Here is a 6855-nt window from a genome sequence, read left to right as displayed (position 1 = left end):
TTCAAAAGTATGTTTTTGAAGAAATTTTGTAATTTTCTATTATTTAATATATAGATGAGCTATTAAACAGATTTAAGATTAAAATTTTTAAATTTTTTAAAAATATGCTATAATATGCTTAAACTCTTTAAATTAATACAAAATAAAAAGTTAGAGTTTGAATAAATAGTTACATTTTTTAAATTTAGTTTTAAAATTTGTTACTATAAAAGTTGGTAAATTTAAAAAATTTAGGAGGAAAAATAAAATGTCTGAGGGCAGTTTATTATTACAGATTGTAATAATAATAATTTTAACGGGAATTAACGCTTTCTTTTCCAGTGCGGAAATGGCGATTGTTTCGTTAAACAAAAATAAATTAAAAATATTAATTGAAGATGGAAATAAAAAAGCAATTTTACTTGACAATTTGCTGCAGGAACCTAGTAAATTCCTGTCTACTATTCAAGTTGGGATTACTTTGGCAGGTTTTTTTGCATCAGCATCGGCAGCGACTGGTTTATCGCAATATTTATCTGGTGCATTGCAACCTTTGAATATCCCATATAGTAGTCAAATTTCAATGATTTTAATAACTTTTCTACTATCGTATGTTACACTTGTTTTTGGGGAACTGATTCCAAAGAGAATTGCACTTAGAAATTCAGAAAAGATTGCTTTATCATCAGTCGGAGTTGTTGTATTTATTTCAAGGTTATTTTCTCCATTTGTAAAATTTTTGACATTTTCTACAAATTTGGTACTTACAATTCTGAAAATGAAAGAAGACAATATTGAAGAAAAAGTTTCTAAGGAGGAATTGCGTTCGCTTGTAGAAGTTGGTAAGGAACACGGTGTTATTAATGAAGCTGAACAGGAAATGATTGAAAATATTATTGAATTTGATGAAAAAATTGCACGTGAAATAATGATTCCGAGAACAAAAGTATTTTTGATTGATAAAAATATTTCGATTCATGAACTTTTTGAAAATAAGGAAATTGGAAAATATTCACGTATTCCTGTTTATGAAAATGAAGCTGACAATATTGTTGGAGTATTGTTAACTAAAGATTTGATGATGGAAGCCTACAAAAAGGGATTTGACAACATAAAAGTGGCTGATTTGCTGCAAGAAGCGTATTTTGTGCCTGAAACAAAAAATGTAAATGAACTTTTTAATGAAATGCAGCTTGAGAAAAAGCATATTACTATTCTAATTGATGAATACGGAGGTTTTTCGGGAATTGTTACACTTGAAGACTTGATTGAAGAAGTTATGGGCAACATTGCTGACGAATTTGATGATGAAGACTTGTCAATCCGTCAATTGTCACGAAATAAATACTTAATTAATGGAGATGTTTCCTTAAATGACCTGAATGATAGCTTTCACTTTGAACTTGAATCTAAATATTATGATACTTTAAGCGGAATTTTAATTGAAAATTTAGGATATATTCCTGAAGACAATGAAAATATTGAGCCAATTACTATTAATGGTGTTGTATTCAAGCCACAGCGAGTTAGAAATAAAAAAATTGAAAAAGTTGTTATGACTTTTGACAAAGATAAAGAAAATAATGAAAAAACTAAAAATAAATCTAATGAAGATTAATAATATTTGTAACAACATAAATAATACATAGAAATGGAGTTGATTAATCAAAATGGGCATCACTAATGTTCAACAAACAAGCGGACTTAAACGACTTTTCCCGCTTCTAGCAAATGAAAATGTCAATATGAAAAAGGAAATTATGGCAGGGATTACAACATTTCTTACAATGGCCTACATAATTGCTGTAAATCCAAATATTTTGTCAAAAACTGGTATGGATGCAGGGGCATTAGTTACAGCAACTTGTTTTTCAGCCGCAATTGGTTGTTTTCTTATGGGACTTATTGCAAATCTGCCTTTCGCTCTTGCCTCAGGTATGGGATTAAATGCTTTTTTTGCATTTACAGTTGTATTAAAAGGCGGTATCAGCTGGCAAACTGCTTTGACTGCTGTCTTCTGTGAAGGAATTATATTTATCTTTTTAACACTTTTTAAAGTACGTGAAGCTGTAGTAAATTCTATTCCAGAAAATATGAAACACGCTGTTACTGGTGGAATTGGAGTATTTATCGCATTTGTCGGCTTTTCAGGGAGTGGGCTGGTTGTTTTAAATGAATCTACCAAAGTTAGTATGGGACATTTTTCTCCAGCAGTTATTATTTCATTTATCGGATTATTCTTAATAGCTATTTTAGATAAAAAGAATGTACGTGGATCAATTCTTTATGGAATAGTATTGAGTTCTCTTCTAGCCTGGGGATATGCACTTATAAATCCTGCACATGCAAAAGAATTAGGAATTTATTTACCATCTGGTATCTTTAAATACGAGTCAATGATGCCTGTTATGGGGAAATTAGACTTTACGCTATTTACTGATTTTAAAATGTTTGGAAATTTATTTGTTATAGTTTGTACATTCCTGTTTGTGGACTTTTTTGATACTGTCGGAACATTAGTAGGAGTATGTTCAAAAGCTGATATGCTAGATGAAAACGGAAATGTACCGAATGTAGGACGAGCTTTAATGGCTGATGCAATTGCAACTACAGCTGGTGCTGCACTTGGAGTTTCAACAGTTACAACGTATGTAGAAAGCTCAACAGGAGTTATCGCTGGTGGAAGAACAGGATGGACTGCTATCACAACAGGGTTCCTATTCCTAATATCAATGTTTTTCTCGCCAATATTTATTTCAATACCAGGATGTGCCACGGCTCCAGCCCTAATTTACGTTGGTTACCTAATGCTAAGTTCAGTTAAAAACATAGACTTGCACGATATTCTGGAAGGAGTCCCGTCTTTCATAACAATTACAACAATGGCTCTAACTTACAGTATCGGAGATGGTTTGACATTAGGAATCTTATCTTATGTTTTAATAAATCTGTTTTACAATTTATTCTCGAAAAAAGAAGACAGAAGACATGTTTCATGGGTAATGGTTATTTTAGGAGCATTATTTATAGTTAAATTATTATTTATGTCATAATCAAATTTATAAATTCTTATAAACGAAAAATATGATTTCTTATACATTAATCTGTATTTGAAATCATATTTTTTATTATTTTTATTCTATTCAATTAAATCATGAATTTCCACTTTTCCCTCTTGAGGCTTCTATTTTTCTCTGAATTAATTCATTGTAATAATCATTATTTGACATAATATATAAATTTTCCATCAAATTACTATATTCATCTTCACTCATTATAACAATATTTTCATCATTTTTTCTAGTTACAATTAGTGGTTCACAATTTTGTATCACTTTTTCAAAATATTTTTCAGGATTGTTCTTAAAATTAGAATAACTTGTTGCTGCCATAAATTTCAACTCCTTAATTTAAAACGTAATCCCATTCCTAAACTTACCTTCCGACTCAACTGGCTCTGTCCCTGTCTTAAACAGTGCTGTTCGTTTATTTACTCCATCTCTGTCAAGAAGTCCAATTTGCAAGTCAATATCTCTTGTTGTTAAATCTTTTCTTGTAATATAATCGTCTATAAATTCAAAGACTCCAACGTTGTAATTTGGCAAGTCAACTACTGTCTGCATGTAAGTTTTCCAAATTGGTGCAGCTGCAGCTCCCCCAGTCATTCCAGGCCCCATTGACTTGTTGTCATCATTTCCGACATAAACTACTGTCGCAAGAGTAGGTGTGTAACCTGTAAACCACGCTGAAACGTAATCAGAAGTTGTTCCCGTTTTTCCAGCCATTGGAATAAGCTGTCCATTTTTTAAGACTTTTGCAGATTGCCCAGTTCCATAATTTACAGCATTTTCAAGCATGTAAGTTAATATTGCAACATCTTTTGAATCGTAAACTTTTTTCATTTTTGGTTTTGCTTCATAAACAACTTCACCATATTTATTCTCGATTTTATAAATATATTGAGGCTGAACTTGATATCCTCCATTTGCAAGTGCCGCATAAAACATTGCCATGTCTATTGGTCTTGTAGAAATTGAACCAAGTGCCAACGTATAGTTCTTAGGGAAATCTCCTCCTACAACTCCCGCATCACGCCATACTTTTTCAGCCGAATTGATTCCAACACGTTGCAATAGTTTTACTGGTATTATATTGTTGGAAATTTCCAATGCTTTAGCAAGTGTCATGCTGTCTCTGAATACTCCGTCATAGTTCTTTGGACTCCAGTTTCCAATTTTTACTGGTGAATCTTCCATAACGGTATTCATTGCCATGTTTTTTTGCAGTGCCGCAAGGTAAACTACTGGCTTGTAAGATGAACCTGGCTGTCTTAATGAACTTAACGCACGATTAAAATTACCTTTTTTATAATTTTTTCCTCCAACCATTGCTTTTACAAACCCGTTACTTGGGTCAATAGAAAGCAATGCACCATTTAAGCTTGCTCGGCTCTTCAAGTTATAATTATTATTAAATGCTGAATAAGCTGCCCTTTGTAAATCTAAATCAACTGTTGCATAAATTTTATAACCGTCAAATAAGAATTTTTGGTCTTCTTCAGGTATTTTCAATATTTTTCTTACTTCACTTAATACAACTGTTGTAAATTCAGGTGCCACATTTGAAGTCGAAATCTGTTCCTCTTCATTACGGCTTTTAATATTTCCATTTACAAACGTAATTTTTTCTTTAACCGCTTTTTCATATTCTTCCTCTGTTATAAATCCAAAATTTCTCATTTGATGAAGCACAATCTTTTGTCTTTCCAACGCATGTTCTATTTTTGAATATTTTGTTGGAGATTTTGGAAGGCTCGCTAAAATTGCCGCTTGTGCAATAGAAAGCTGTTTTGGCTGTTTATTAAAATATTTTATAGCCGCATTTTTTATTCCGTAAGCTCCTTGTCCAAAATAGATTGTATTCAAGTAATTTTCCAGAATTTCATCTTTTGTATACTTTCTTTCAATTTCTATTGCTAAAATCGCTTCTTTAATCTTTCTTGTCATTGTTTGTTCTGGCGATAAAAACGCATTTTTTGCAAGCTGCTGAGTAAGTGTACTTCCTCCTTCACGCCGTCTTCCTGTAATTGTCAAAAAAGCCGCTCTTGCCGTTCTCACAAAATCAAATCCATGATGAGTCCTAAATTTTCTATCCTCAATTGCCAAAAACGCATTCTGCACATGCAAAGGAATTTCTCCAATTCCAATTGGAGCTCTATTTTGAACCATTATCGTATCTATTTGATTTCCATTGATGTCATAAATTACTGATGGCGATACAGGTGCATATCCATCAATCAAATCAACTGGCGTTTCCTTGCTTACCGTATAAACAAGATAAGCTCCCGCTCCCGCTCCAATTATAAACAAAAATACAAAAACTTTGAAAAAAAATGAAAATAAACTAAATTTTTTTCTAGGTTTTGCAATTTTTTCTTCTTTATTATTCTTTTTCATTACTACCTCTTTTCGTAACTATTTCAATATCTATTTAAATATTTTTAGTAAAATCCATCTGTTTTTTTGCCTTCAACTGTCCACAAGCCGCTGCAATGTCCTGCCCTTTAGTTTCTCGCAACGTTACATTAACATTTTTGTCTTTTAATAATTTATAAAATTCTCTTTGTTTTTGTTTTGATGGTGTTTTATAAGGCTTTCCACCGACAGGATTATAAGGAATCAAGTTTACTAGACACGAAAATGAATTTAAGAATCCAGTCAGTTCCCTTGCATCTTCAGGCTCGCAGTTCAAATCATCAATCAAGATATATTCAAATGTAATACGATTTTTAGTTTGCTTCTGATATTCCAAAAGTGATTCTTTTAACTGTTTTACTCCCCATGTTTTATTTATCGGCATAATTTCACTTCTCACATCATCTCTCACTGAATGTAATGAGATTGCTAAGTTCACTTGATTTTCATTTTCTGTAAATCTTTTTATTCCATTCACAATTCCGCTTGTAGAAATTGTAAAATTCCTTTTTGAAAAATTTTGCCCCTTAGGAGAATTTAACATATTAATTGAACCAAGAACCGCATCATAATTTAAAAATGGTTCACCCATCCCCATATAAACTACATTTCCTAATTTTTCTCCACGTTTAAGTAAATATTTCTGAACATAGTAATATTGTAGCAAAATCTCAGAAATTGATAAATTTCTTTCATAAGTCATTGTAGCTGTAGCACAGAAATCACATCCGATAAGACATCCAATTTGCGAAGAAACACAAAGTGTATGCCGATTTTTATGGGAAATAAGCACACTTTCAATCAGCCTTCTATCCTTCAGTTCAAACAAAAATTTCTCAGTATCCCCATCTTCTGAAACTTGATGTGTCTTAAACTCAAGCTTTGCCACATAAAATCTCTCTTTCAAAATCTCTCTGTCTTTTTTGGAAATATTAGAAAACTCATCAAAATCAAATACCAGTTTATTATGTAGCCAGTCAAAAACTTGGCTCGCATTAAACTTTTTAAGACCAATCTCAACAAATTTCTCCTGCAAACTCTCTAAATCCATCCCCAAAATATCAATTTTCTCAACTGTATTTATATTTGTCATTTCATTATTATTTAGCTCCATTATTTTATTTTTTTCAATTTCCTCCTTTTATTTTTACAATTTTCATTGCCTATATCATAACATATTTTACGAAAATATTATATCATTATTTTACATTATATTTAAACTTATTTAAAAATTATGTGTAATCATCAATTTTACTGAAAAAAATAATGTTATTTTTACTAAAACCAGGTAATAGAAAAATAATAAGAGCCTTGTGTAACTCTTATTTTTTGTATCCTATAGATTATATAATATATTGCAACAAACTGAAAAATATAAAAACTCATGATAATTTCGTGTTAA

At 31.2% G+C, this 6855-nt stretch carries 5 protein-coding genes; 2 read left to right on the top strand and 3 right to left on the bottom strand.

Going from position 1 to position 6855, the window contains the following annotated elements; genetic code table 11:
• Positions 1–247: 247 nt before the first annotated feature.
• Positions 248–1597, top strand: a complete 1350-nt coding sequence (locus HMPREF1552_RS11325) for a hemolysin family protein (RefSeq protein ID WP_021745347.1) — start codon at positions 248–250, stop codon at positions 1595–1597.
• Between the two features lie 52 nt (positions 1598–1649).
• Positions 1650–3032 carry an NCS2 family permease gene (locus HMPREF1552_RS11320; protein WP_021745346.1) on the top strand — a complete coding sequence of 461 codons (1383 nt, stop codon included), beginning with the start codon at positions 1650–1652 and terminating at the stop codon, positions 3030–3032.
• A 99-nt stretch (positions 3033–3131) separates the two neighbouring features.
• Here the strand turns inward: HMPREF1552_RS11320 and HMPREF1552_RS11315 are convergent, their stop codons facing one another.
• The 3 genes from HMPREF1552_RS11315 to rlmN are packed head-to-tail and all read right to left on the bottom strand — an operon-like array spanning position 3132 to position 6546.
• On the bottom strand, positions 3132–3371 hold the full coding sequence (locus HMPREF1552_RS11315) for a type II toxin-antitoxin system Phd/YefM family antitoxin (RefSeq protein WP_021745345.1): 240 nt from the start codon (positions 3369–3371) through the stop codon (positions 3132–3134).
• A gap of 18 nt (positions 3372–3389) precedes the next feature.
• Positions 3390–5435, bottom strand: a complete 2046-nt coding sequence (locus tag HMPREF1552_RS11310; protein ID WP_021745344.1) for a transglycosylase domain-containing protein — start codon at positions 5433–5435, stop codon at positions 3390–3392.
• A 34-nt stretch (positions 5436–5469) separates the two neighbouring features.
• Entirely contained in the window at positions 5470–6546 is a 1077-nt protein-coding gene (gene rlmN, locus HMPREF1552_RS11305; RefSeq protein WP_039901681.1) for a 23S rRNA (adenine(2503)-C(2))-methyltransferase RlmN, read from the bottom strand.
• Positions 6547–6855 lie beyond the last annotated feature (309 nt).

The organism is Leptotrichia sp. oral taxon 879 str. F0557, assembly GCF_000469385.1.
Lineage (GTDB): Bacteria > Fusobacteriota > Fusobacteriia > Fusobacteriales > Leptotrichiaceae > Leptotrichia > Leptotrichia mesophila.
Note: the sequence above shows the minus strand (reverse complement) of the source record. Positions and strands in the feature narration are given on the sequence as shown.

Excerpts from the sequence above, each read along its gene's own strand:
- HMPREF1552_RS11325 (WP_021745347.1), top strand. The coding sequence starts at position 248 with ATGTCTGAGGGCAGTTTATTATTACAGATTGTAATAATAATAATTTTA.
- HMPREF1552_RS11320 (WP_021745346.1), top strand. The coding sequence starts at position 1,650 with ATGGGCATCACTAATGTTCAACAAACAAGCGGACTTAAACGACTTTTC.
- HMPREF1552_RS11315 (WP_021745345.1), bottom strand. The coding sequence starts at position 3,371 with ATGGCAGCAACAAGTTATTCTAATTTTAAGAACAATCCTGAAAAATAT.
- HMPREF1552_RS11310 (WP_021745344.1), bottom strand. The coding sequence starts at position 5,435 with ATGAAAAAGAATAATAAAGAAGAAAAAATTGCAAAACCTAGAAAAAAA.
- rlmN (WP_039901681.1), bottom strand. The coding sequence starts at position 6,546 with ATGACAAATATAAATACAGTTGAGAAAATTGATATTTTGGGGATGGAT.